Below are 21,785 nucleotides of genomic sequence, written 5' to 3'. Positions count from 1 at the left end.
CCGCGTTTCCGAAGTCGATGCGCCTGTCGGCGTTTTTCTTCAAGAACTTCTAAGGATAATTTTCTTGCATCAATTTTTTCGTCCATTCGCGCATTATATCAGATACTTTTGATCGCCGGGTTAATAACGATGAAAATAGAAACGCGAACCCGCCGAGCAGTAGCATCAGGGTTCGTTCGTGCAGGCTGCTGGGCAACATCATCTGGATAAGATTGGAGATAAATCCTCGGCTGTTCAGGTAGGCGACAAATGTCATTGCCGACATTAGGAACAGCCAGAGCGTGGCGATTTCTAATAAGTTCTCGTTGAGTTTTTCTGAGATCTCCGCGTGTGACAGACCATTTAAGCCGAAAATATAGACGAGCAGCCAGCTCAGCGTGCCGATGAACAGCGTGGTTTTGGCTTTATTGATATGAATCAGGTCTTCGAAAATAACTAACAACAGGGCGGCAAGAGCCAGAGCGACAAGAAAAAAGGTCATTGGCGGATTTCAACTCGGTATGCGCGGGAACGAGGCGGCATATTAGCACCGGCATCGGGGCGTATGAATACGACTTAAGTAGAGGCTTTTAGGAAATAGTCAGAGAGATCTAAATTTCAGTGCCGGGGCGACATAGGCTGTGGCGGAGGTAGAGAGGATTCTTGCCGCTGGTAGAATGTTTTAGGTGTGCCTAAACAGCTCGGTGACTTAGTCGCTGCAGTTAATGCCGTCGTCGCGGATTGAATCGCAGAGATTCCAGAGTTTTTGAATAATATTGTTGTTGGTCATGCTTGGGGGTAATCCTTAATTATGTTGCTGTCCTGACTTAACAGCTGAACCAGCTTGGGATGTATGAATAATTTTTCTTTGCCAACTTGGCGCTCTTCTAACACACCAATCTCGCAGAGTTGCTTGAGGTATACCGAGGCGGTTTGCCGTTTGGCGATATTGGCGTCGACTAAATTAGTAATTCGGCAATAGGGTTGTTGAAAGATGACCTGGATTAGCTCGTGGCTATAGGCTTTGGGGAGCTGGCGCTGCACATGGTCGCCAGTAATCATCATGAGCCGCCGGGTCGCGGCAATCTTAGCGGTTGTCCACTGCGCCGTGTCTGTTACTGCGGCCAGTATGTATAAAATCCACTCTTGCCAGTTTTGCTGGTTACTTACACCGAGCAGCAGACGGTAGTAGTCGGCCTTGTGTTCCACAATGTAGCGGCTTAAGTAGAGTATGGGCAGGCTGAGGAGCTCTTCTTGGATAAGGTAAAGAATGTTCAATACGCGGCCGGTGCGACCATTACCGTCGGTAAAGGGGTGAATGGCTTCAAACTGATAATGGGCAATGGCCATTTTAATGAGTGGGTCTAGGTCGTCTTGGCTATATAGAAATCTCTCCCAGTTGCTGAGCAGTGTATTGAGTTGGGCTTCGCCCTCTGGCGGTGTGTAAATCACTTCACCACTAGCGGGATTCATGAGTTTGGTGCCGGGTACTTTCCGTACCTGCATGTCTACCGATTTAATGGTGCTGCATATGTCTATGGCGGTGTTGGCGGTGAGAGGGCGTTCACGGAGTTTGGTGTAGCCGCTAGCCAATGCCCTGCGATAACGCAGCGCTTCGCGGGTGGCGGGGTCGGCGTTGCTGTCTTCGTCGGCGTACTGAAAGAGCTTGTCGGTGGTGGTGACAATGTTTTCGATCTCAGATGAGCCTTTGGCTTCCAATAGCGGTAGCAGGTTGATCAGTAAACCTTGGTTGGGCAGTAGCTCGCCCGCTTGTTTTAGCTCGGCCAAGGCCGCGCGTGCTGGAATGCAGGCCTTAAGTGTGCTGAGGTTTTCTACCGCTTCTCGCGGTGGTGGCAGTAGCGAAAGGTTGTTGTAAGGTCGGTCGGCTTGCCATGTCATGTTTAAATAATCCAGTTTTGTCGACATTTTCTTAGCATAGGTCGATGGTATCGACATGACAAGCTGATATGTATAAAAAATTGCGAAAAATGTACACGTTATGTCGACGTGTATAGAAAATTGCGTTTTCTATACATATTTTGCGTTGGTTTGGATTAATACGCGACCCACAGTTCGTCGTTTATGGTGTCACGGTTGATGATGAATTAGTGCGTGAGCTGTTTGTCAAGCCGAGTCAGCCAATTGCGCTGGGGTGCCGTCTAGCTATGTTGGCTAAGAATTTTTTCCACTGAATTCGGTTCGGATTGGCATAAAAGGTATTTTCAGCGGTGGTGGCGAGCTGAATTAGGATAGGGTCGCGTTCGCTTAAAAAGGCGAAATTGCTGCTTTGTGGCGCGTCTGATGCTATTGCCATTATTCCCTCAGTGCGGGTGTTTATGCTTACTTCCGTGTTCTGCGTTCGACTATAGGGGAATCTCTTTGCTGGAACAAATATTTACGAGGCATTGTGAGCGCTGTACTGACTGCTTGGCGACATGAAAGCCGGTGGAGAGTTTTTACGATCTGCGTTTTTCGCAAGTAAGCAATTTTGAGACAAGTTACTTTCGGCATATTTTTATTAGAAAAAGGGCAATAAAAAACCCCAACTCTTTCGAGTTGAGGTTTGATATTTGGTGGGCCGGCGTCACTTTAAAACAATATATATCTTATTGATATTAAATGAGTTTTTTATTTGTTGTTTTGTTTGTGCCCCCATAAATGCCCCCAAGATTGCTCTCTAGCTTGGCTGCTGAAGGTGATTTGATCATTCATTTGAGACAATTCCACTCTTTAGAGGTGGTTAGGTTTAGTTGGGTAGTTGTGAAGGTGGTAATCATTTACCCGCGAATTTTTGAAATAACGTCAGCGACAACTTGCATCTGATGTGCAGTTAACTGGTTCATTGCGTCGTCAATGTCATTGTTGCCGTGTTCGATCACTTCCTTTACTACGTAACTTGCAGCTTGAGCCTGGTCGGTCGGCCACTTATCAAGTTCTGCAGCAAATTCCGCAAGTATCGTGGGGTTATATTTTTCGCTGTGCGTAGAGTGGTCAACTTCTATTGAGTGGTTAAGGTGCTCGGAAAGCCAGTGCTCCAATTCCTCAAAGTCATGGAACTGCCTTTCTATTTGAGGCTTAATAAGCACTATTTGTGCGGGGTGATGTCGTATCATAACCTCGACACCATTTCGCATAACGCACATGTTTTTGTAGCCGTCTTCACTAACGTATCGAGATTTCGCCCAATTCATTTTCGCCGCTTGGCGGCCTAACACGAATGCGGGGTCGTTCCAGCCTTTCCATGTTTGCTGTGCCAGTAGGGTAACTATAAACACAACTATAAACGTAGCTAGCGCTGCCATAATAGCCTCCAAGGTCCGGTGATATAAATAGGGCGGCGGAATCAAACTTTGCTCGGAGCGATCTGTTTGGTGGGTATTGCCGCTATTAGGGTTTGTTATTCTGAAAGAGCGACATTAATTTTCAGTTCCTTTGCATTCCGATTTACAGTCAGTGTCACAACTTGGCCTCGAAGGGTATTCAGTCTTTCGTTAAAAGACTCTCCGGTGCTTATGCGCTCATCATTGATATTAGTAATAATGTCACCGGGAAGGATGTCCGCGTTAAATGCAGGGCTTCCATCAATGATGGACGTAACGCTGACTCCTCGGTTGGACTGCAATTGTACCCGCTCATCATCATTCAACGGACGATGAGTAAGTCCAAGTGCATATCGGATTTTCACAAGGTAAATTGCGCCGTAATTATAAAGATGGGTAGTAATCGGGATGTAGTTCGTTTGGCTTCCATAGGTAGTTGTTGTGGAGTTCCCGTACGCAGTTGCGCTTCCACCGGAACCATAAGCCGTCGCATTGCTTGAAGTATAGGCCGTGGATGTCGTTGGTGTGGTGATTGGAATGGCGCTGGTAGTCGATCCAGTATGCTGCGGATTTATGATTACGACTGCATCCGCTCGGAGTGCTTTTGCTTGCTTTATTGCGTCTGCGTCAGTTTCTTTTCGGCCACTGTTAAACGATGAATATCCTAAAACAATATATCCTGCCTTGCTTATTTCTCGCTCAGTAGGGGGTGAGGCTTGATGCGACACAACTGGTTCGATTGGCGCTGGTGTTGCCCGGATTTTGCCTAGGGCTTCTGGCGTCAGATTAGAAACGGGTTTGTAAAACTGCTGATACCCACTCACGCACCCAATCAAGCCTAGGCATATTACAAATACCGAAATCATTTTCATTAGTGTAAGTCCCTTCACTCAGTCCTGCATCGCTGCGGAAAATTGCTTGTCGTTAAAAAAGGCCGCTCCGTCATAGAGTTCTTAAAGCTACAGCCTGAACAATAATACCGATTATGCTATTTGTCGCCTTTATTGTGCGTCAAAGGCCGGTTTGATGGTGAGTATCTGTTGTGCGGGTGTTTCCAGCTAGTAAGCCTCTCTGTTTATCTCTCTGAAAGAAGCGATTAGGGATGGTAAGGCTTAGTCTGTGTAGTCAATTCAAGCTCTTATGTCTGAAACCCATCGGCAATGTATTACCCCGATTGGGTAAAGGTAAGGTAGTAGTGAATATTTGATAATTGAGGCTGGCCACCAAAGCGGGGGTAACCGCCAGTTTGTTCTTGGGCTGGGCATTAAATAGTCAGGAATGTCTAGGTACTCATATTTATCGTTATCTTTTTTCATTAGCTGTTCTCTGGCTATGAGTGTTGCCTTTCACGGGTCAGAATATATCACTACATAAATCTTTGAAATGAGCAATTAGGGCTTGGTTGGCCGCATCCTCGGCTTTTACTAGCTCGTTAATTAGTCGGTCTCTTGTCTGTGCCCACATACGCCGGCGATTAGGGCCAAACAACTTCTTTTCCAGCTTGTTGCGCTTCATGCAGGCTCTTCCGTGTGCCCCTTCCAGTTGTGTTTGGTAGGGAAGGTTATAGCACTGCCGGCAATAGAACAGCCTCTCCGCGCCACATAGTAAGGCGCAGCGTCGGTCGCAGCGTGGGCAAGTAAACCAGTAGCGGAGGCCGCCGTAATGACAGGGCGTTGTTTCTAGCGCGACTGTTTGCTCTACGCTATCCCAATTGCCACCGTTAATGCGATACCGATAGTTTAGAACGAGACTATGTTCAGTCACTCGGTAACGGATGTCACCGGAGGGCTGACCATTGCAATTCCACCTTAAGGTGCCAGCAATGCCTGCTTGTAGCCACCCCATTCGCCGCATGAAACGAATATCTACGCAGCGGGTGTTATCTACTGTGTCGCGGTTGCTCGATGGTCGTCCGCTTCCATATCCACCCATAAGATAATTCTCCAGTTTATTTCCGAAAACATTAGCGAATAGCCTGTTTTAATCTTCGTGTGCTCATGGTGTTGTGCTTATATGATCTTTCTATTTTCTGATTGCTTAAGCTGTATAGGGGTTGGTATATACATAAGGTGTTCAATTTCTGAATGGTGGGAGTTCCTCCTCTAAAACTTCTAAAATCGTTTGAAATGCTAGGTGCATAAGGCGCAGGGCGATTTATCCAGTGTTCATAATTTGAAGCTTTGATAAATTCGATGTTCAACTTTTGAAGTTTTAAACGGCCTCACTTATTCAGTACTTGAAGTTACTAACTTTAATTTTTGAACCTTTGATTTTCTTCGCATATCTTTTTTGCATTGGATTTCTCGCTTAAGTGCATCAATTTCCGCTTGCGCCGCTTTTACGGAATCGAATGCTGAAAATTCGTTAGTCGGTTTTCTGGCTGCAATTCGCTGCTTGGGGAAGTCATGCACCGGAAGGTCAGTAAAGCGATACAAATTGCATATCTTCGACATCCCGCCGATACCACCTTGCCGCGTTTGGGCGATTAAGCCCATGCGCTCGAGATTGCGAAGTGATTTCCATAATGTTGCTGACGAGTTCCAGCCACGATGTTTCATTTCTGAAAGTGTGGCATTGATATTGCCGTTATTGGTCGAGCGCAATTTGGCGCGCAAATCGGCATACAGTGCTTTGTCAGAAAAAGATAGAACTCGCCACGCTGGGCTATCGAGAACTGTGAGGGGGATGCGAATGTGCGCAACGCCCCTCCAGTGTTCGTCGTACTGTGTAAGCTTTCTGCTCATTGTCCCGCTCCAAATTCCTCTAGGAGCCGTGTGGAGGTTATTTGCAGTTCACTGGCAGCTGGGTCGCCAAATTCGCCTAGCCCGTAAACTGCGCGCTTCTGTGCGTCGTCTGCGTTGTCGGCATAGATAGTGACGGGGGTGGTGATTTCTTGGCGGACTTCCACTATGTAGCGTCCCATTATGCAGCCCTCCGTACTTTGTCCCATCGGCCAGAAAACAGCACATAGCGTTTGCAGGAGTGGTGATTACCTTGGGCGTTGTAATCATGATCTGGGATTGCCTGAATGTTGTAACCGTAATTCCAGCGTAATTCATGAACCCTTGCGGCGGGCATCATAATATCGAGCTGTTCTCTTATTTGGATCGTTGTCAGACCCTCGTTGCCTACTTTACGTAAGGCCACTAAAAGGCGTTGGCGTTGGTCGCTGCTAGCAGTAGAATGGGTGGTGTGTGATTGGCTGCTCTTCGGGGTGGCCTTTTTCATTTTAGCACCCTCTCTTTGCTTGGGTTTTGCCGGCGGCGATACGCCCAGCAATCCACTTGTCAATGCTACTTGATGTCCACGCAACAGTGCGCCCAACGAGTGGCACAGGTTTGGGGAATTTCTCCTCGCTCATTAATGCGTAGATAGTGCTGCGGGCTAGCCCGGTGCGGGCCTCGATTTGCTTACGGCGTAATAGTACTTCTCGGACTTGCTCTGCCATGTTGTTACCCCTTGGGTATGTTGTGGAACATGGCTACCTATTATTGTCATATTTTCTTCTGTGGCGAGGTCAAATAAATATGTTAATTGTCCGTTAGGCCACTCCGTCGTTGTTTCCAGCGTCGGTAACCGCGTAAGAACGTGTCCAAATCAATTATGTTTTCTCCGTCAAAATCTTCGTCAGTAGCATGGGATTGTAAAAATTTTTCTGCGAGTTCCTGGACTGAGGTGAACGCGTTGAATATCGAGTTTTCCCCAAGCTCTCTGTTGACGCAGTCATGGAATAAAAGATACCGATTTTCGTTTAGCGATTGTTGTGCGTAATTTCCAGATCGTTGTTTTGGTTTTCCAAAAAATACTTCTTCTAATGACAGCTTGCCGTCGGCCTCAAAATAAAGTTGGAAAGATTTGGCGAGAGACAGCATTAGTTCCGGAGTTGGGTACCGTCCTGTATTTACTAGATTGATAAAGGCTTCTATTGTTGTCAGTTCCCGTAAGTTGGGGATGTCGTTTTCCATTTCTCTTAGGCTTAATCCAAATACTGGGTGTGGCTCGGATGCATCTGGGTGCGCTCTCATCCAAGCCGCTTCCAGAGAAGTGAAGCTCTCCTCGCTAGACCTGTAAATATCGAAGTTTGAATCTAGTTTTTCTTTTGGTAATTGCCGCTCAATACCTAGGGCGTACGTGACGGCGTCCGTGTATTCGCTTAACAAAGTCGGACTATTTGGGATGTCCTGGAGGCGAGCTGCGATCTCTTTCATCCAATCTGCTGTCGAGAATAAGTTTGGCGACTGTAGCCCGTTTCTAATTAAATGCCACGCGTCTTCGACTTCGCAAAGATTAGTGCTTTCAATCCAGTCACTGCGATCAAATTCATCGAGGTTTTTGGCCTCTTCCCTAAGGGATTGTAGAATTTCATCATCAAAACTATAAAACTCACCGCGCTTCACTTTTGTCACTAGACACCATTTTGCCCTGCTCTCAATGACTTGCCACTCCATGCCGGTGAGGGTTTCCGGCCTGTCCCCAGTCGGGTATGAGGTAGCAAATATTCTGGCTGGCGACCTTAGCCAAACTTAGCTGCAATCACATTGTTGTTCACTGTTTGGGCTTTAAGGTTGTCCAGATAATCCGCCCAAGCTTGCATCATCTTTTTTCGCTCCGGTAGATGGGCCGTTCGGTTGTAGGCTCTACCGTGAACGTCTTTCACCGCATGGGCTAACTGGTGTTCGATCCAGTCAGGCCGAAAATGCAGCTCTTCATCCAGTATGGTGCGCGCCATAGCGCGGAAGCCATGCCCGCACATTTCATCCTTGCCGATCCCCATGCGGCGCATAGCCGATAACACTGCGTTGTCACTCATTGGGCGGCTAAGGGTTCTCGCGCTAGGGAATACATATTCACTGTTACAGGTCAGCGGTTGCAGCTCTCGTAGTATGTCGATGGCCTGCTTGCACAGTGGCACGATATGGTCTGACTTGGTTTTGGTTACATAGTAGCGCCATTCAGCTTTGTCGAAGTCAATTTCAGCCCATTTGGCGGTGCGTAACTCGCCGGGGCGAACAAAGGTTAGTGGGGCAAGGCGAAGAGCTGCATTCACTACAGCGGTTCCCTGATAGCCATCTAGGGCGTTTAGTAAAGGGCCGACTAACTTGGGGTCAGTAATTGCGGATCGGTGTTGTTTGATTGGGTTGGCCAGCGCGCCATTCAGGTCTTGGGCGGGATCGCGTTCACATCGAGCTGTAGCCACGCCGTAGCGGAATATTTGTCCGGCTATCTGCTTTGTGCGCTTGGCAGACTCAAGAGCGCCACGGCTTTCAATTTTTCGCAATACGGCGAGTAATTCGGGAGGTGTGATCCCATTAAGTGGACGGGAGCCAAGGAAGGGGAATAAGTCCCGCTCCATCATTCGCTCGACTTTTGACCAATGATTTTCTGCCCAGATCGGTTTTTGTTTGCTGAACCATTCTAAGGCGACAAGCTTGAAGCTGTTTGCCGCGGCGGTAGTGTTGGTGAGCTTGGTGATTTGTTTAAGTGCAGAGGGGTCTACGCCATTAGAAAGGTGTTGCCGAGCTTGTTCGCGAAGTTGGCGGGCCTTCTTTAGGGATGTGGCTGGGTAGACACCAATAGAAAGCCGTTTTTCTTTTCCCCCAAAGCGATATTTCATGCGCCAGTATTTGCCGCCCTTGGGAGATACTTCCAAGTACATGCCTTCGCCATCAGTTAGGCGATAGGGTTTGTCCTTGGGCTTGGCTAGTTTTACTGCGGGGTCTGTTAGGGGCATCTGGGGGCACCTGTTTGGTGAAATCCGTTTATGCCCCCGATTGTGCCCCCACTTTGGACTGGATTGCAATAGATGCCCCCAGACACTTATGGACGCTACAGACACAAAAAACCCCAGATTTACTGGGGTTTCAGGCCTTCCTTGGTCTCCCTTGGAAGATATTTTGGTGGAGCCGGCGGGAATTGAACCCCGAGGATACTATATTAAAATCAATGACTTACAGAAATATCAGGCACTTAAAAAATCAGGAAACGACAGGAAACCCCATAAAGCGACACTAATGGGGACGATTTGTGGACAATTTAGGCGCTGTGGGTATTTAGTGGGTTGAACTTTACGGCGGCGGCTAGGTGGCTCGGTGACAGGTGAGCATAGCGCATCGTCATGGTGATACTGGCATGGCCTAGAATGCGCTGAAGCGTGATGATATCGCCGCCATTCATAATAAAATGACTCGCGAAAGTGTGCCGCAATACGTGAGCGGCTTGCCCCGTGGGAAGTTCAATGGATGTGCGGGCCAGTGCGCGCCGAAACGCGGTAATTGAGCTGCTAAACAGTTGACCGTCGCCGTGGTCTGCAATCTCTTTTTCAAGCTCCGAGGATATCGGGACAGTTCTATTCCGCTTAGACTTTGTATCGTTAAACGTAATCTTCCCCGCGTGAATGTGGCGGCTATGTAATCCCTCGGCTTCCCCCCATCGGCACCCAGTAGACAGGCAGATTTTAGTGATTAGCAGTACATGCTTGTTGTCGGATTTAGCGCGGATTTCATCGAGCAATTCCGTAATCTGTTGCTTGGTCAAAAACGAAAGCTCATTTTCAGAGAGCTTGATCGGCTTGATACGGCCAATCGGGTTCTCGTAGTCGATAAACTCGAGGCGGCGCAGCTCGTTATATACCGAGTTTAAATACCCAAGTTCATTGTTGTGGGTTTTGGGCTTCGCCTCTTTCTTAGATCGATATCGTAGGTAATTTTCGGGCTTGAGCTGGCAGGCAATCGGGTCACGCATCGCGGCAGTAATTAAATTCAAGATGCTAAGACGCCTCACGCCATCGGTCAGGTGCTTGCCATGGTTATCAAACCAGAGCTGACAAAGCTCAGAAAGCCGCCGGTTATCTGCTGCGCTGGGGTTCCATTCGCCTCTATCCGCTTTGGCTTTGGTGAAGGCTTCAAAGCGCAGGGCCTCGGCCTTGGTTTCAAAGGTGCGGCGCACTCGTCTACCGTCGCGTCCGTCTGGTCGCATGTCTACTAGCCAGCCTTTTTCGGTTTTCTTGGGCATTTTTTAGACCATTTTAATATATAAGTTTGTGTTTTTAAGCCTTTAGATGCTTCCTGTAGTTCTCGATGGCGGTGTTGTCGGGTTTGGTTTGATCTGCTGAAAGTGTCGAAGAGCCAGTGATTAGCCAAACCGTATATTGTGGAAACTCCCTGCATATTGACTCTAAAAGTGTCGAATTGCATGAAAGTGCTTGATTTTCGGTTGCTGTAAGAGAGTTTTGTTTGCACCCGATCAACCGGCTGAATTTCGTTCTTCCGAGACCTTCGCTCTCCCTTATCATTCGTATTCTTTGACCTATAGTGGTATTTGATTCATACATATCATTTGTCTACCATAGCATTCCGTTGATACCGTGAACTGATTTTGACGTAACGATGCTTCCTGATGCTTCACGGCGTTTCCTGTCTCTCAATGGTATCAGAGCGGGGGGGAATTCAGGAAATTCGTGGCTGTTAGTATTTTTCAGGAAAAATCTAAACAACCAAATGGAACTAATAATTATGGCCTCAGAAAATTTGCTTCCGGTTATTCCTGTGCGAGAGGTGGCGCGTATGTGGGGAATGACCGAGGCGGCGGTATCAAAGATGGTGGATGGTGGTGGATTGCCGACTATTAATTTCACTGAGGAGGGGCGTCGAGGTAAGAGATTTGTAAACATAATTTATCTCCAGCGTTTGGCTGAGAAGCAAGCCGACGAGATTGAATCCTATAGTGCGCGCAAAAGCGTTAACGGGGGCTGAACATGTACGAGCCATTAAGAGCCAGCTACAAAGACCAAGACCGCACCACGGCGGCTATTTTCAAAAATCACGAACAAACCAATTTTAAAACCAAAGACCAGATTGACAGGGCGCGGGTGTCGCCGTTGCCTTTGTCGCCGCACCACTTCGTTTGCTGCTTAACCTGTGCGGGAAAGGATCAATCGCGCGGTACGGGATTTATCCGGTGTCAGCGTCGATACATTCGCGGCGATGGTGAAGTGATTTGTGAAGGCGGCGTGTTCTTGCCGTGTCCAGATTGTAACGGCCACGGAATTTTATTAACCGCGCTGGGGCAGGAATACCAGCGTCAATCTCAAGAAGACGCTAATCGTCCAATGTTGCGGAGGGCTTCGTGATGTGTTTGGAAATGTGTGAGCGGCTCAAAGAAAAAGTGTCTAGATTTTCGAAAGTTGGAGCAGCAAAAAAAGCGGAATTGGCAAGAATTGTCGCGTTGGGGGATCGGGAGGGTTTGGACTGCTGGCGTGAATATGATCGATTGGAACGGGTCGAGAGTGTGTTGGCGATTGAGATAGTTATCATTGTGCGGGCGTATCTTAAATGATGGCCTCGCCGCAATTATTGCCGGTTTATCCTAAGCCTAAGCCGGTCAAGTCTGCATGAATGCCGTGGCGGTTCCTGCTGTTTATCACAATCCCCGTTTTGAGTGCGAACAACGGCGCTGGCTAGATAATGCCTTGCGTCGTACTCGCTATATGTCGGGTGCATTGGGCCGGTGGCATGAGGGGCAGTTGCAGAGGGGAAAAACGCTATATGACGTTAATCAGGAAACGCTTGGTTATATCAATCGTCTTAGTCGTGCTGATTTTAACCTTACGGCCTATGACAGTGAGCTTTGCGAGCTGGCAGAGTCGATGCCATCCAAGTTTATTAAGTTGCGTGATGCTGCCATGGGTGAGCGCCAGTCTGCCGGTGGGTGGTCAGACGGTGGGACTAAGCGCGTTATTGAGTCGAGGGGCTGGGGTGACACACTTTCCGCATTGGTTGATAAATCGCCCACGGAGGCAGCAGCAGAGCGCTTGGAGTCGCGCTATTCGCTGGGGTTGGATTATGCCGCCATGGTTAAAAAATACGGCGAAGATGGCGCGGGTCATAGGCTCGCTGATCATCTTTGGTGGCGTAAGTTGTTGCGTAAAACAGCGCATAGGGGAACAGAAGGCGTTTTGCGTGAGCTGGGCGCCGTGTGCAAGAAGCGGGCGCCCTATGTGTCCAACGTGACGTTGCGGCGGTACTTGGAACAGCAGCGCCGAAATAGATTGCTGTTAGAAAATTTGGAAGCCGAGAATGAAGATGGTGAGTCATTCACTCTTGCTCAGTTGTCCGATTTGGGTGTGTCGAATCCGCATAACCGCTTTGCTGAATTAATGGTGCGCAATCGCGGCTTTGAAGAGTGGGTAGAAAAAGAAAATAAGTACCAGCCGCAAGTTGGTCCAAGTTCTGGTTTCGTGTGCATGTTCTACACGTGGACTACGCCTAGTAAGTATCACGCTGTTAATTATGACGGTGCTATCAATCCAAAGTATTCCGGTGCTTCCCCCGTTGACGCCATGAAATATTTGAATAAGCAGTGGCAGAAAGCGCGCGCGGCAATTAAGCGCGAAGGTTTGGAAATTTTCGGGTTCAGAGTGGCAGAGCCACACCATGACGGAACGCCTCATTGGCACATTATGTTGTTTGTTCGCTGTTATCAGGCTGCGCAGTTGACCGATATTTTGCGCGCTTATGTCATGGCTGAAGATGGCGACGAAGCGGGCGCCGATAAGTACCGTTTTGATGTGGTGGCGATTGATCCTGCTAAGGGCGGGCCAGCCGGTTACATCGTCAAATACATTTCAAAAAATATTAAGGGTATCGGCGTAGGTATTGACGAAGAGGCAGACGATTATGCCGTGGTCACTTCTGCGCGGGTTCAGGCATGGGCCAGCGTTTGGGGAATTCGCCAATTTCAGCAGATAGGCGGGCCACCTGTTACACCTTACCGAGAGCTGCGCAGAGCTGCGCGGAATAAAGAAAATTTACCGGTTGAAGTTCAAGAATGCGAGCAACTGCAGTTGCTCATGGATGCCGCCGACAAGTCAGATTGGTGCGAGTACACCGACCAGATGGGTGGCGCGGTCTGTGCGCGTGTTTTGAGGCCCTTACAGGCGGCGCAGTTCGTGCGCGACACCTTGGGCAAGTATGGCGATGCCGTGATGGTGTTGGCCGGTCTGTGGAGTCATTTTGTCGGGCCAATGATTAGGAGCCGGTTTCACTCGTGGACGGTCAGGGCGCGAGAGCGCTTGCCTGATGTTGGTTGTAGGGCGCCGCCTTTGGCGCCTGCTTAACTTGGACTTGTGTCAATAACTGTACGGGGTGAGAAATGGATGAGGTTTGCAAAGTTGTTTTGGATGAAGAGCCAGACCCGCCTCAGTGCTGGGAGGGTGGCGATACAGAAACGTGTAGTTGTCCTGATTGCGGAAGGTCATTAATTGATTTTGGGGGTGAGTGATGGCAGTAAAAAATAGAGATCAAATAGGGTGGATTAATTGCCCAATGTGCGAAACACGGGCCACGGTTCACGCTTGCGCGATTGGTCGCGGTAGTCGTGCGGAGGCTAAATACTGGCGGTGTGAATGTGGAACCGTTCAGCCTTGGAAACCGCAAGGGCAGCGGTTTATAACTGCGAATTTTGAGCCAATGCAGGCCGCAGCCAATGAACCGGAAAAACCTAGTGCCGCGCCCGTTGTAGACGATCCGAAACCAGTAGCGGAAACCGTGGAAGACTACACGCCCGAGCCAGAACAAACCGAGCAGAAACCGAAAAAGCGCGGTTTCTTTTCTAAATTACTAGACGAGGATGAATAGCCATGAGCGATGAAATTAAAACCGAAGAAACCGCAGCAAATACCGAGCAGAAAACCTATGACAGCTTAGACAGGTTTGCCGCTGAGTCTGAATATATACCTAATGGTGAGGGTGCGCAGGCAAGGCCGGAGCCAGAGCAGCCACAGCTAGGCGGTGAAGAAATCGCCTTTATTCTTGAAATAGGTTTCGGTGTGGTGGCATCGCGGCGCGGGGATCACTGGAAGCTGAAAAGCGAAGAGGCTGCGCAGCTTGGCACTGCGACTGATAAGGTTTTGCAGAAGTATTTACCGGATTTGCAGACTGGGCCAGAGGTGGCGCTTGTGTTAACCGCAGCGATGGTAATGCTACCGCGCATTATGACTGATCAGCAGTTAGCAGCCGAACAGGAAGAGGCTTGACGCCATGGCAATTAATGCTGATCCATCCAGAAAGCCGCAGGGCCATTTGGTAATTGGTACTACCGGCGCGGGTAAGTCGCAGGTTTGCAAAAACCGAATACCTAGCAGCGGTGTTCGATTGGTCGCTTTTGATCCAGATGGCGACCATTCAATACCGTATGGTAAACCTGATAGGTTTGCAGGTAAGCGAAAATGGAAACCGTGTATCGGGTTTGATTCGATGGCTCAATTTAGCAAGACATTGAGACAGGCCGATCTCAGCGGTAAACCCTACAGGATCGCGTATACGGGGGCTAAAAAACCCGTAGATTTTGAGCGGTTTTGTTTGGGCGTGTGGGATATTTTAGACGGTGATGTTGATACTCATGTGATTTTAGAGGAGGTGGGGCAGTTCACCGCGTCGAGCGGGCCAGCGTTGGCGGATTACGGTGATTTGCTTCGCCGTGGTCGGAAGTATGGGTGTATACCGTACACCGTGGCGCAGAGGTCGGCAGAGGTGCCATCAACGGCGCGCCAGAATTCGCGCTTTCGGTATGTTGGCTTGGTCGACGGTGAGGATGATGCTAAGTCTGCGCAGAAATACGCGGGTGTGTCGTGGGATAAATTGCTAGAAATTGAGCCAGATACCCTTACTTTTTACCTGAAGGAAACCGGCAGACCAGCCGAAAAAGTGCAGCTAAATTACATCGAATAAAACTAAATTAAACCTATAGGTATTAAGGGCGCTTCGTGCGCCCTTTTTTGTTGACGAAAAACCGCGTCGTGGTGGTGAGATTGGGGCCGTTGAACATTAACCAATTTTACTTTTAAACCAACAGGTATAAAGACCATGACTAAATCACGCTTAATGACTGTAGCTCTTGCCGTAGTCGCTATCGCAGTGCTTAACCGCGTTCCTCAGACTCGTGCGCTGATTAACGGTTAATTCGCTGGCGTTTTCGCCTTCCTGAAAATTCCAGAGGATAAACCACAATGGATTATGAAAAGTTAAATCAATTCCCAGTAGTGCCGACTACAGGTATTGCGTCGCTAGTTACTGATGAATTAGTGGATCGCAGCCTTTACGCGTTAGTGCTTGAGCTGGGCGGTACTACCTTTACCAAAGCGATGATTACCAATGTGCGTATTCGTCTGGACGGTAAAGATATTATTAACGGTATCAGCGCCACGCAGCTCGAAAAAATCAGCACTTACGAAGGCTTAACAGCCGACACCAATTACCTATACATTCCGTTTGGCGATAATACGGCGCGAACTATTCGCGGCCAGTATTTAGGCGCGATGGATTTGTCTGTATATCGTAAGCCGCTAGAAATTGAAATCACCATTGCAGGTGCTACCGCGCCAACATTGCAAGCGTGGGCATACCACGACGTTCCGAAATCGTTACTAGGTATCGGCTTTGATGCGGCAGAAGTGGCTCAAATGCGGGCTTTAATTCGGACGGTTATTCAGCCAGCGGCAGCGGTATCACGCAAAAGCTATAACCTAAGTTTGGGCGGTTCGCCGGGTGCGCGTTTGCGTCGTGCAGTTTACTTCCACACCAATTTAACAAGCCTTGAATATAAAAAGGGCTCTTTCGTTAAATGGGACGATGTGAGCGTGGCGGCTAATGCCAATTTCCAAAAGCAATTTGCACGCGTGCCACAGTCGGGCGTTTATGTGCTAGATCGTGTTGCGGATGGTAATCAGGGCAGCGCCGAAACTACCGTCGATCCAAACGGTCGCCCTTGGAATCAGCAGCTAAACTTAACGACCAGTGCAGGCGATACAATCACAGCGTTTGCTGATGTGTATATCCCTTGGCCGTTGCTGTAATAGCGCGATTCTAAAACAGAATAAGGCCTGCCGGTGGCGGGCCTTATATTAACGGCGGGTTTTTAAAATGGCTGATATTTCAGACGCTACCAACAGCGAAAGTGGTTCTTGGATCGGGTTAGCGAAACAAGGCGCTTCGGGTCTTGTTGATCTAATTTTAGACTACGGAAAGTCAAAAGTGATCGATGTAGAAACGACCTACAGCGACAGAAACATTCCAGATCAAAATGATCTAGTAAACGGATCAGCGGGGATTGCTTCGAGCGATGCGCTGGGCGGTACTTACGGGCAAGCCACGCCGCAAAATTGGCTCATGTATGCAGGTTTTGCATTAGCCGGCGTTGCCGCGTTAATACTTATCAAAAAGGTGGTTTAAATGGCTATTCCATTACCACCACTAAATATAAATAGTGCATCAAGCGCGGGCGCAAATACCGGCGGCTTTTCCATTGGCGGGCTAAACCTAAACCCAAACGCGCAGAGCTTCACGGCGCAATTGCCGATTATTGCCGTGTCTGCCGTGGCGGTGGCCGCGTTAATTATTTTCACTCGCAATTAAGGAGTAAATCATGGGCCTTTTTTCGGGTGGCAATTCGCGAAGCACGACAGAAGTTTTCAACACCACACAAAATACATCATTTTCAGAATTGGGCGGCGGCAATGCCGCGAGTATTCAGGGCGACGGTAACGCGGTCAGTTTTTTGGACGGTGGCGCAATTAAAGAGGCGTTCAGCTTTGCCGAGCGAACCAACAGCGACGCGATAAATGTCGTATCAGGTGTGGCAGAAAATGCAGGGCGACAAACTCAAGAAGCGGTAAAAGCCGTATCTGAATCCGTCCGAACCGGCGCAGAAAATATAATTAATCAGTTTGGTACATACGCGGCCATTGCAGCCGTGGGTTTTGTCGTTCTCAAATTATTTAAGGCGTAAATCATGGCGGGGCCGATAGATAAAATCATTACATTTGCGGGTGCGGGTGAACAAAACGTACCAGCAGTAGGGCGCTATATTCGCGTATTAGAAGCGGATTCTGATGTATACCTAGGCATTAACAACGACACGCCAGATCTAAAGCGCCGGCAGGGTGCAGAAGTGTCGAGTGATGAAGGGTTTAGAACCATACGCGTAAAATCGTTGATTGCTCAAACGATACGATTAGGAATTTCCAGCGTACCGCAATCGGACGACTCGCAGAGCTTTACCGTATCGGCCACGGCAGACATAACACCAGCTAACGCGCTAGCCAATATCACAGAGGTGACAGTGCCAGCAGGCGGCACAGCGCAACTAATCGCCAGCGATGCAACACGTCAAGCGGTGCGAATTGCCATACCAGACGATCAACCAAACGGGATTTACTGGGCCGCGTCAGGCTTGGCAGCGGATGAGGGCGGCTGGCTTGGCGTGGGCATGGTAGAGGTCGCCGCAGTGAGCGCAGAAATCACAGCACGCAATCGCGGCGCGGCTGATGTTGTCGTTTCAATCGTACCGTTGAAGGTAATTTAATATGGGCTTTCCTAGTGTATCGGTGCCGCATCCTGAGACTTTAATTAATAGGGGGCGCGTATTCGCGCAAACCGATACTCTCGCCACTTTGCAGGGACTGGGGACAGTCGCCGCCGATATACGTGTAGAAACAAAAGGCCGTATTAGTGCGGGCATTGGTGGCGGTAAATATATTTCCCGCGTTGGCGATTACTCCGCGCAAGTCGCCGCCGACGAGGTAACTTTAGGCGAGGGCGACGGCGCCGAGTGGATAGCATTCGGCGATGACAAAACCGGCGCGAGTGGCGCGTGGGAATTAGTCGGACAGGATCAACCCGAGTTTGCGCAATACGGCGAATACTTGCCCCAACTGTCCAAAATGCGCGGCGGCGAACCGTTTAGTGTTGGGCGCGCTATGTCAAAAAGTGACTATGCAGCGGCAAGGGCCGAAGAAAACACCGACGATCAATATGCGTTACTCAATAATATTATGGGAGACGCGTCACGCCTTATTATTCCTGAGGGCAAATTTTACACGTCGGGCGTTGTCAGTTATCAACGCGTAGGACAGCAAATAGAAGGCGCGGGCGTTGAATCAAGTAAATTAGTCGGCACAAGCGAAACCGGCGCAGTATTGCGCATGAATGATTTTTTTCAGAAATTAAAAGGTATAACCATCGATGCAGACGCCACACGCATGGCGGCGACACTGGGTACTAATTTCGGTCTATTGGTCGAGCCAGCGGATAGCGACGGGGCAGAGGCCAAAATGGTCGATGTGTCGCAGATACTTGTCAGAAATCAGCCCGGCCACGGTATCGGTTGGGTAGCAGGTTATTACGGTGGGACACTAAATAACTTTAAAGTTGAGCGTTGCGGCGGTCATGGATTCATCGGCGACAACGGTACGGTTACAGGCCGAACATACAAACGCCGACTAGGTGGTGTTGATATTAAAAACGGTGTAATTCAGGATTGCGTGGGCCATAGCGTAGCAATCGGCGCGTATGGTGAAGACGACAACCATGCCTATAGAATAAAGTTATTTAATGTCGATCAATTCCGCTGCGCATTGGCCGCTGGGGTACGTAAAGAAGTAACATGCGCGTATTTAGTGGGCGAAAATATAGACATCGAATTAAACGCGTTTAACGGCTACACATACGACCCCGTTCCTTATATCGGGCAGGGGGCGCGTACGGTCAGTTGCCTGACTGTAGGCGGTCGAAGTATCAATATAGACAACAACCGATTCATTGACCCTAGCAGCTATTGTGTGCGCGTTGTCGATGATGCCGAATTAAGTAACCGAGATATTAACGTAGGCACATTTAGGCTTGGTCTTAGTGCTGGCGACCCGATAGCGATAGCAATACTCGACGCGTCAGTCAACCGATTGGCGGTCAAAGTAAAAAACCAAGATTATTTCAACTTCGATAAATTAAAATCGAGTGACACTTTTGTGCTTGCCGACAATACAGCAATGTATATCCGCTTTTCCGACACGGTGCACGGTGTCATTACATTGGGCGCAAATGTCGCTGACCGTGGCTCGGCGGTTGCTCACTTTAGAACAGGCGACGCCAACGCATTTGTAAACATTCTTAGCAGCACTGGTCCGACGGTGACCGGCAGTGTCGGCGCCCATAGTGGTACGACTGGCGTTGACGGGCAATTAACAATCGCCGGACGCACCGACGCAGCGTATTTGTATATCGAAAACCGCACGGGCGGAAGTGGTTCATATACATTGGAATTCGACACAAAAACCGAGTACGTGGCCGAAGATGTTATTTTTGTTTGAGGATTTAAAATGATATGCCAATTATTCTACTTCTTACCATGGCCGGTGCTTTACTAATGGCCGCATCACGCGCCAAAGCGCCAACGGCTAACGGTCAAACCGTGGCGACAAGTTCGCCGCAGTCGGCAGCAAAAACCGCGCTGGATGATGTGGTCAATTCTATACTTGGGCCTATTGCCGGTTTACCGCGTGGCATACGTGCAAACAATCCGTTAAACATTCGCGAAGCGGCGAACGGTGGCGATCAGTGGCAGGGCGAAAGCGCAGAAAATACAGATTCAGCTTTTGAAGAATTTGACGCGCCAGAGTACGGCTATCGAGCAGCGGCAAAAATCGTTGCCAGTTACCAGCGCCGAGGATTGCAAACACTATCGGAAATTATCGGCGCATGGGCGCCGGAGTCAGAGAACAACACAGCGGCATATTTAAAAACCGTATCTGATAAAACCGGCTTGCCTCCATATTGGCCGGTGGCTAAGCAAGATTTACCCGTAATTTTTCAGGCGATGGCTATTGTTGAGAACGGCGCAAAGTGGGCCACGCATCCATCACTAAATATTGACGTAATAAAAAAAGGGGTCGCACTCGCATGACATTAAAAAGCATACCAACGGCCGCATGGCTTGTAGTCGCTGGCGGTGTTGCCTTGGTCGCGGCGGGTTATTACGCGAAGAAAAACGCGGTCGCAATAGGTCAGGCAGTAAACCCCGCCGATCCTAATAATGTCGTTTATGGTGCGGTAAATGCGCTGGGTGACAATTACGACGATGGAATAGATAACGACTCTTTTTCATTGGGTTCGTGGTTTTATGATTTTTTACACCCTTATGACGGGTTTGCTTATCGGAAAGACGTGCAAGCCCTAAACCTTCCAGAGGAACTTTATTAATGAGCATATTGCATCGACGCAAGCACACAACAGACCACGCATATAACAGCGAGCCAGAAACCATACCGGCATGGGCCGAACTGCAAAAGCTAACCGAGGCCGAGGCCGTGGCAATGGCTGCAGCGCATGGCATCGAATCGGCAGACCGACTAGACGCAATCGGCAGCCTAAACAATCGCCGCAAAGAGCAGAGCAAATGAAAATCCCAGCACGACTAAAATCACGGCCAGTCATCGCTGCAATTGTCGCGCTAGGCTTAACCGTGGCCGGTGGTAGCCTTGGCCTTGCACCAGTCATCACGCAAGCCGTTTGCGCAGTGGTGGGGTGCCAATGAGCGAAGAAACCAAAAGCATACTTAAACAAATAGCGATAACGGCAGCGGGTGGCGTACTTGCCGCATACCTAACGCGCTATTTGTTGAAGCGGTGAACCGTGGAATTTTGGCAAGCCATAATAATTTCACTGGGAACAGGTGTATTTTCCTCAGTTGCAACAGTGGCCGCGATCCGCACTGACATTACATGGCTAAAACAGTCACTAAGCCGCGCCCATGCGCGAATAGACCGAGTTGAAGACAAAGTAGAACTAAGGGGCAGACTATGAAAGGCAGAACCAAATCAGGACGCTTTACCAAAGGCAGCGCGGCGGCAAAATCGGCAGGCCGCAAAGGTGCTAGAAAAGCCAAACGTGGTCGCAAATAATGAGCCGCGACATACTGGCAGAGATTACCGCCAGTGCATTCGATAAGGTCGGCAAAGATTACAAAGTCTACGCAAAAACCAATATCGGGCCGGCATTCCCGCTATATACGGGGCCGAGCAGCGGCAAAGGCTTAATATCCGCGCTAGGTATTGAAGGCGGTATAGTCATTACCGACAAAAACGGAACAGTCATAACCACGCTAGGCAATCCCGCGCCCACAAACTGGCTAAAAGCCGCGTTAGTGTGGGGCGTGGCCGGTTACATACTCGCAACCTTGGGCCGTGGACTGATAAAGTAATGTGGTCAGTTTGTGGACGCCTGCTATTTAAAACCTTTCTAAACTACTGATAAATATAATAAATTTTGGTGGAGCCGGCGGGAATTGAACCCGCGTCCGTCAGTCCGCCACTCAGGGCTCTTCACATGCTTGGTCTCCGTCAATTGATTTAACCGCAAACAGCCCGACGGTCAGGACGTTATTGGCGATTCTGATAAAGTGTTTCGCGGCTCAGCCTCAGACATGCCTTACTCGCTAGCTTGTTCTATATGACAGTCGCGTCCCATTTACAAGCATCTGGTAGCGACCGCTAACCGGGGTTTAAGCGGCTAGAGCGTAGTTGTCGTCGTTGGCAACTATTAGGTTTACAGCTTTGGATTTACGTGATTCGCTGTCATCACGGCATGCACCTCAGAGCGTTGTAACCGGCGTCGAATCCAAATCGGCCCCAGATGGGTAAGTGTAACGCTTTGCGTT

The 21,785-nt window shown here is 49.2% G+C and carries 29 protein-coding genes and 1 other RNA gene; 16 read left to right on the top strand and 14 right to left on the bottom strand.

The features are described 5' to 3' along the window. Window positions 1-49: 49 nt before the first annotated feature. The 13 genes from O9X78_RS12200 to O9X78_RS12140 all read right to left on the bottom strand — a co-directional run bounded on the left by O9X78_RS12200 (window position 50) and on the right by O9X78_RS12140 (window position 10,310). Complete coding sequence (locus O9X78_RS12200) at window positions 50-481, bottom strand: hypothetical protein (RefSeq protein ID WP_269619967.1); 432 nt, start codon at window positions 479-481, stop codon at window positions 50-52. A 284-nt stretch (window positions 482-765) separates the two neighbouring features. Next, on the bottom strand, window positions 766-1,878 hold the full coding sequence (fic, locus tag O9X78_RS12195) for a protein adenylyltransferase Fic (RefSeq protein ID WP_269619966.1): 1,113 nt from the start codon (window positions 1,876-1,878) through the stop codon (window positions 766-768). Window positions 1,879-2,113: 235 nt separating this feature from the next. Then, on the bottom strand, window positions 2,114-2,293 hold the full coding sequence (locus O9X78_RS12190; protein ID WP_269619965.1) for a hypothetical protein: 180 nt from the start codon (window positions 2,291-2,293) through the stop codon (window positions 2,114-2,116). A 463-nt stretch (window positions 2,294-2,756) separates the two neighbouring features. Then, window positions 2,757-3,281: a hypothetical protein gene (locus O9X78_RS12185; protein WP_269619964.1), complete on the bottom strand. Its 525-nt coding sequence runs from the start codon at window positions 3,279-3,281 to the stop codon at window positions 2,757-2,759. A 95-nt stretch (window positions 3,282-3,376) separates the two neighbouring features. Continuing rightward, a complete protein-coding gene (locus O9X78_RS12180) occupies window positions 3,377-4,171 on the bottom strand; it encodes a PDZ domain-containing protein (protein ID WP_269619963.1) in 795 nt (264 codons plus the stop codon). Window positions 4,172-4,652: 481 nt separating this feature from the next. Next, entirely contained in the window at window positions 4,653-5,231 is a 579-nt protein-coding gene (locus O9X78_RS12175; protein ID WP_269619962.1) for a hypothetical protein, read from the bottom strand. Window positions 5,232-5,524: 293 nt separating this feature from the next. After that, entirely contained in the window at window positions 5,525-6,043 is a 519-nt protein-coding gene (locus tag O9X78_RS12170) for a hypothetical protein (protein ID WP_269619961.1), read from the bottom strand. Then, the gene (locus O9X78_RS12165; protein WP_269619960.1) at window positions 6,040-6,222 is read right to left on the bottom strand and encodes a hypothetical protein; all 183 of its coding nucleotides are present in this window, start codon (window positions 6,220-6,222) and stop codon (window positions 6,040-6,042) included. Before O9X78_RS12165 ends, O9X78_RS12170 begins: the two co-directional genes overlap by 4 nt. Further along, window positions 6,222-6,527: a helix-turn-helix domain-containing protein gene (locus tag O9X78_RS12160; protein WP_269619959.1), complete on the bottom strand. Its 306-nt coding sequence runs from the start codon at window positions 6,525-6,527 to the stop codon at window positions 6,222-6,224. The genes O9X78_RS12165 and O9X78_RS12160 overlap by 1 nt, the downstream gene beginning before the upstream one ends. A gap of 1 nt (window position 6,528) precedes the next feature. Next, entirely contained in the window at window positions 6,529-6,747 is a 219-nt protein-coding gene (locus O9X78_RS12155) for a helix-turn-helix transcriptional regulator (RefSeq protein WP_269619958.1), read from the bottom strand. 82 nt (window positions 6,748-6,829) lie between these two features. Then, complete coding sequence (locus tag O9X78_RS12150; RefSeq protein WP_269619957.1) at window positions 6,830-7,705, bottom strand: hypothetical protein; 876 nt, start codon at window positions 7,703-7,705, stop codon at window positions 6,830-6,832. A gap of 107 nt (window positions 7,706-7,812) precedes the next feature. After that, on the bottom strand, window positions 7,813-9,030 hold the full coding sequence (locus O9X78_RS12145; RefSeq protein ID WP_269619956.1) for a tyrosine-type recombinase/integrase: 1,218 nt from the start codon (window positions 9,028-9,030) through the stop codon (window positions 7,813-7,815). Between the two features lie 302 nt (window positions 9,031-9,332). Further along, window positions 9,333-10,310 carry a phage integrase gene (locus O9X78_RS12140; protein ID WP_269619955.1) on the bottom strand — a complete coding sequence of 326 codons (978 nt, stop codon included), beginning with the start codon at window positions 10,308-10,310 and terminating at the stop codon, window positions 9,333-9,335. 500 nt (window positions 10,311-10,810) lie between these two features. Here O9X78_RS12140 and O9X78_RS12135 point away from each other — a divergent pair, with 500 nt between their 5' ends. The 16 genes from O9X78_RS12135 to O9X78_RS12060 all read left to right on the top strand — a co-directional run bounded on the left by O9X78_RS12135 (window position 10,811) and on the right by O9X78_RS12060 (window position 21,329). Next, complete coding sequence (locus O9X78_RS12135; RefSeq protein ID WP_269619953.1) at window positions 10,811-11,050, top strand: hypothetical protein; 240 nt, start codon at window positions 10,811-10,813, stop codon at window positions 11,048-11,050. Between the two features lie 2 nt (window positions 11,051-11,052). Continuing rightward, a complete protein-coding gene (locus O9X78_RS12130; protein WP_269619952.1) occupies window positions 11,053-11,427 on the top strand; it encodes a hypothetical protein in 375 nt (124 codons plus the stop codon). 261 nt (window positions 11,428-11,688) lie between these two features. After that, complete coding sequence (locus O9X78_RS12125; protein WP_269619951.1) at window positions 11,689-13,413, top strand: replication endonuclease; 1,725 nt, start codon at window positions 11,689-11,691, stop codon at window positions 13,411-13,413. A 163-nt stretch (window positions 13,414-13,576) separates the two neighbouring features. After that, window positions 13,577-13,933, top strand: a complete 357-nt coding sequence (locus tag O9X78_RS12120) for a hypothetical protein (RefSeq protein ID WP_269619950.1) — start codon at window positions 13,577-13,579, stop codon at window positions 13,931-13,933. A gap of 2 nt (window positions 13,934-13,935) precedes the next feature. After that, window positions 13,936-14,331, top strand: a complete 396-nt coding sequence (locus O9X78_RS12115; protein ID WP_269619949.1) for a hypothetical protein — start codon at window positions 13,936-13,938, stop codon at window positions 14,329-14,331. A 4-nt stretch (window positions 14,332-14,335) separates the two neighbouring features. Next, window positions 14,336-15,025, top strand: a complete 690-nt coding sequence (locus O9X78_RS12110) for a P-loop NTPase family protein (protein WP_269619948.1) — start codon at window positions 14,336-14,338, stop codon at window positions 15,023-15,025. A 278-nt stretch (window positions 15,026-15,303) separates the two neighbouring features. Then, window positions 15,304-16,149: a major capsid protein P2 gene (locus tag O9X78_RS12105; protein WP_269619947.1), complete on the top strand. Its 846-nt coding sequence runs from the start codon at window positions 15,304-15,306 to the stop codon at window positions 16,147-16,149. Window positions 16,150-16,216: 67 nt separating this feature from the next. Next, complete coding sequence (locus O9X78_RS12100) at window positions 16,217-16,525, top strand: LPXTG cell wall anchor domain-containing protein (RefSeq protein WP_269619946.1); 309 nt, start codon at window positions 16,217-16,219, stop codon at window positions 16,523-16,525. Then, on the top strand, window positions 16,526-16,708 hold the full coding sequence (locus tag O9X78_RS12095; RefSeq protein WP_269619945.1) for a hypothetical protein: 183 nt from the start codon (window positions 16,526-16,528) through the stop codon (window positions 16,706-16,708). A gap of 10 nt (window positions 16,709-16,718) precedes the next feature. After that, entirely contained in the window at window positions 16,719-17,081 is a 363-nt protein-coding gene (locus O9X78_RS12090) for a hypothetical protein (RefSeq protein WP_269619944.1), read from the top strand. A gap of 3 nt (window positions 17,082-17,084) precedes the next feature. Beyond that, a complete protein-coding gene (locus O9X78_RS12085) occupies window positions 17,085-17,657 on the top strand; it encodes a hypothetical protein (RefSeq protein ID WP_269619943.1) in 573 nt (190 codons plus the stop codon). Between the two features lies 1 nt (window position 17,658). After that, complete coding sequence (locus O9X78_RS12080; RefSeq protein WP_269619942.1) at window positions 17,659-19,440, top strand: hypothetical protein; 1,782 nt, start codon at window positions 17,659-17,661, stop codon at window positions 19,438-19,440. Window positions 19,441-19,454: 14 nt separating this feature from the next. Continuing rightward, window positions 19,455-20,033, top strand: a complete 579-nt coding sequence (locus tag O9X78_RS12075; RefSeq protein ID WP_269619941.1) for a hypothetical protein — start codon at window positions 19,455-19,457, stop codon at window positions 20,031-20,033. After that, window positions 20,030-20,329: a hypothetical protein gene (locus tag O9X78_RS12070; protein ID WP_269619940.1), complete on the top strand. Its 300-nt coding sequence runs from the start codon at window positions 20,030-20,032 to the stop codon at window positions 20,327-20,329. The genes O9X78_RS12075 and O9X78_RS12070 overlap by 4 nt, the downstream gene beginning before the upstream one ends. Then, a complete protein-coding gene (locus O9X78_RS12065) occupies window positions 20,329-20,529 on the top strand; it encodes a hypothetical protein (RefSeq protein WP_269619939.1) in 201 nt (66 codons plus the stop codon). The genes O9X78_RS12070 and O9X78_RS12065 overlap by 1 nt, the downstream gene beginning before the upstream one ends. A gap of 500 nt (window positions 20,530-21,029) precedes the next feature. Further along, window positions 21,030-21,329 carry a hypothetical protein gene (locus O9X78_RS12060; protein ID WP_269619938.1) on the top strand — a complete coding sequence of 100 codons (300 nt, stop codon included), beginning with the start codon at window positions 21,030-21,032 and terminating at the stop codon, window positions 21,327-21,329. Between the two features lie 66 nt (window positions 21,330-21,395). Here the strand turns inward: O9X78_RS12060 and ssrA are convergent. Continuing rightward, window positions 21,396-21,758: a transfer-messenger RNA gene (gene ssrA / locus O9X78_RS12055) on the bottom strand. Window positions 21,759-21,785 lie beyond the last annotated feature (27 nt).

Origin of the sequence: Zhongshania aquatica, from assembly GCF_027257955.1 — a bacterium.
Lineage (GTDB): Bacteria > Pseudomonadota > Gammaproteobacteria > Pseudomonadales > Spongiibacteraceae > Spongiibacter > Spongiibacter aquatica.
The sequence above is the reverse complement of the archived record's forward strand: the minus strand, read 5'-3'. Positions and strand labels throughout refer to the sequence as shown.

Bases quoted from the DNA above. Each gene is read 5' to 3' on its own strand.
- O9X78_RS12200 (WP_269619967.1), bottom strand. From the start codon at position 481: ATGACCTTTTTTCTTGTCGCTCTGGCTCTTGCCGCCCTGTTGTTAGTT.
- fic (WP_269619966.1), bottom strand. From the start codon at position 1,878: ATGACATGGCAAGCCGACCGACCTTACAACAACCTTTCGCTACTGCCA.
- O9X78_RS12190 (WP_269619965.1), bottom strand. From the start codon at position 2,293: ATGGCAATAGCATCAGACGCGCCACAAAGCAGCAATTTCGCCTTTTTA.
- O9X78_RS12185 (WP_269619964.1), bottom strand. From the start codon at position 3,281: ATGGCAGCGCTAGCTACGTTTATAGTTGTGTTTATAGTTACCCTACTG.
- O9X78_RS12180 (WP_269619963.1), bottom strand. From the start codon at position 4,171: ATGAAAATGATTTCGGTATTTGTAATATGCCTAGGCTTGATTGGGTGC.
- O9X78_RS12175 (WP_269619962.1), bottom strand. From the start codon at position 5,231: ATGGGTGGATATGGAAGCGGACGACCATCGAGCAACCGCGACACAGTA.
- O9X78_RS12170 (WP_269619961.1), bottom strand. From the start codon at position 6,043: ATGAGCAGAAAGCTTACACAGTACGACGAACACTGGAGGGGCGTTGCG.
- O9X78_RS12165 (WP_269619960.1), bottom strand. From the start codon at position 6,222: ATGGGACGCTACATAGTGGAAGTCCGCCAAGAAATCACCACCCCCGTC.
- O9X78_RS12160 (WP_269619959.1), bottom strand. From the start codon at position 6,527: ATGAAAAAGGCCACCCCGAAGAGCAGCCAATCACACACCACCCATTCT.
- O9X78_RS12155 (WP_269619958.1), bottom strand. From the start codon at position 6,747: ATGGCAGAGCAAGTCCGAGAAGTACTATTACGCCGTAAGCAAATCGAG.
- O9X78_RS12145 (WP_269619956.1), bottom strand. From the start codon at position 9,030: ATGCCCCTAACAGACCCCGCAGTAAAACTAGCCAAGCCCAAGGACAAA.
- O9X78_RS12140 (WP_269619955.1), bottom strand. From the start codon at position 10,310: ATGCCCAAGAAAACCGAAAAAGGCTGGCTAGTAGACATGCGACCAGAC.
- O9X78_RS12135 (WP_269619953.1), top strand. From the start codon at position 10,811: ATGGCCTCAGAAAATTTGCTTCCGGTTATTCCTGTGCGAGAGGTGGCG.
- O9X78_RS12130 (WP_269619952.1), top strand. From the start codon at position 11,053: ATGTACGAGCCATTAAGAGCCAGCTACAAAGACCAAGACCGCACCACG.
- O9X78_RS12125 (WP_269619951.1), top strand. From the start codon at position 11,689: ATGAATGCCGTGGCGGTTCCTGCTGTTTATCACAATCCCCGTTTTGAG.
- O9X78_RS12120 (WP_269619950.1), top strand. From the start codon at position 13,577: ATGGCAGTAAAAAATAGAGATCAAATAGGGTGGATTAATTGCCCAATG.
- O9X78_RS12115 (WP_269619949.1), top strand. From the start codon at position 13,936: ATGAGCGATGAAATTAAAACCGAAGAAACCGCAGCAAATACCGAGCAG.
- O9X78_RS12110 (WP_269619948.1), top strand. From the start codon at position 14,336: ATGGCAATTAATGCTGATCCATCCAGAAAGCCGCAGGGCCATTTGGTA.
- O9X78_RS12105 (WP_269619947.1), top strand. From the start codon at position 15,304: ATGGATTATGAAAAGTTAAATCAATTCCCAGTAGTGCCGACTACAGGT.
- O9X78_RS12100 (WP_269619946.1), top strand. From the start codon at position 16,217: ATGGCTGATATTTCAGACGCTACCAACAGCGAAAGTGGTTCTTGGATC.
- O9X78_RS12095 (WP_269619945.1), top strand. From the start codon at position 16,526: ATGGCTATTCCATTACCACCACTAAATATAAATAGTGCATCAAGCGCG.
- O9X78_RS12090 (WP_269619944.1), top strand. From the start codon at position 16,719: ATGGGCCTTTTTTCGGGTGGCAATTCGCGAAGCACGACAGAAGTTTTC.
- O9X78_RS12085 (WP_269619943.1), top strand. From the start codon at position 17,085: ATGGCGGGGCCGATAGATAAAATCATTACATTTGCGGGTGCGGGTGAA.
- O9X78_RS12080 (WP_269619942.1), top strand. From the start codon at position 17,659: ATGGGCTTTCCTAGTGTATCGGTGCCGCATCCTGAGACTTTAATTAAT.
- O9X78_RS12075 (WP_269619941.1), top strand. From the start codon at position 19,455: ATGCCAATTATTCTACTTCTTACCATGGCCGGTGCTTTACTAATGGCC.
- O9X78_RS12070 (WP_269619940.1), top strand. From the start codon at position 20,030: ATGACATTAAAAAGCATACCAACGGCCGCATGGCTTGTAGTCGCTGGC.
- O9X78_RS12065 (WP_269619939.1), top strand. From the start codon at position 20,329: ATGAGCATATTGCATCGACGCAAGCACACAACAGACCACGCATATAAC.
- O9X78_RS12060 (WP_269619938.1), top strand. From the start codon at position 21,030: ATGAGCCGCGACATACTGGCAGAGATTACCGCCAGTGCATTCGATAAG.